Annotated in this window: 1 protein-coding gene; it reads right to left on the bottom strand. The window is 65.8% G+C overall.

Translation table 11 applies throughout. The features are described 5' to 3' along the window. The coding region (locus P3H15_RS54635) for an ANTAR domain-containing protein (protein WP_276144909.1) at nt 1-185 on the bottom strand (185 nt) is incomplete at its 3' end. Nucleotides 186-445: the final 260 nt, after the last annotated feature.

The raw sequence follows: 445 nt of genomic DNA, 5'->3' as shown, positions 1-445 counted from the left end.
AGGTGATGACGGCGGGACACGTCGAGGAGTTCGTCGAACGCCTGGGCGTCGCTGCGGCCGCGGGCGGCGATCAGGATGCCCTTCGCGGTGGCGAGGAGTTCGCGGCCGTCCGGGCGTCGGCGGGGAATCAGGCGCGTCGGGGCCGGAAGCGCAGTGCCAGGTGGTTCGGTGATGTCCTCGATCATGCGGCGGTGTCCCTTGCTCTCGTGCATCGACCGGGACCCGCCGGGGTGCCGACCGAACCCGTGAAACGAACACTGTGAGTCATGTCACTCGATGCCTGACCAGTTCTAGCACACACCCCGCACCGGCCCTCGACACCAACGTTTCCGACCCTCACACAAACGCCCAGGTAGAAGTGAGCATCCGAGCGGTAGCGCGGGCAGCGGCGGTGCGGTAGAACAGAACCGGCGAGACACTTTTGTGACCTGAACCACACATGAAC

Origin of the sequence: Rhodococcus sp. T2V (assembly GCF_029269925.1) — a bacterium.
GTDB classification, from domain to species: Bacteria; Actinomycetota; Actinomycetes; order Mycobacteriales; family Mycobacteriaceae; genus Rhodococcus_F; species Rhodococcus_F koreensis.
The sequence above is the reverse complement of the archived record's forward strand: the minus strand, read 5'-3'. Positions and strand labels throughout refer to the sequence as shown.